Origin of the sequence: Aquimarina addita, from assembly GCF_039539305.1 — a bacterium.
Taxonomy (GTDB): Bacteria; Bacteroidota; Bacteroidia; order Flavobacteriales; family Flavobacteriaceae; genus Aquimarina; species Aquimarina addita.
In genome coordinates, this window is record NZ_BAABCW010000080.1 from 1 (window position 1) to 632 (window position 632).

1 protein-coding gene is annotated in these 632 nt (G+C 38.3%); it reads left to right on the top strand.

Annotation, left to right across the window (positions count from 1 at the left end):
- Nucleotides 1-632 (top strand): condensation domain-containing protein (locus ABD816_RS22235; RefSeq protein ID WP_344931122.1); only part of this gene is annotated, 632 nt, incomplete at both ends.

Sequence of the window (632 nt, forward strand, 5' to 3'; positions counted from 1 at the left end):
GACAGGTTGATATTTGTGTGGGGACACCAATAGCTAATAGAACACAGGAAGAATTAGAAGGATTGATTGGCTTTTTTGTCAATACACTAGCCCTTAGAAGTGATTTAAGTGGGAACCCTTCTTTCAATACCTTGTTGTCACAGATTAAAGAAATGACATTGCAGGCGTATGACCACCAACAAGTCCCTTTTGAAAAAGTTGTAGACCAGGTTGTCGTTACACGAGATATGAGTACAACACCTTTATTCCAAGTAATGTTTGTCTTACAAAACATTCCTGATCAAGGGGAAGTATCTATCGAAGGAATGAACTTGGCACCTTATGATCAAGAAGCCAGTACTTCAAAGTTTGACCTGACTATGACCTCATTGGAAACAACCTCAGGTATTTCTTTAAGTATAGAATACTGTACTGACCTATACGATCAAAAGACCATTGAGCACATGGCGGTACATTACTGTGAATTACTCTCTAGTATTGTAGACAACCCTGATATGGCTATTGGGGATTTATCAATGTTAACCCCCAAAGAAGAACATCAGTTATTAAAAGTATTCAATGATACCCAGGTCGAATACCCAAAAGACAAAACGGTTATCGACTTGTTTGAGGAACAGGTCAAAAATAATCCC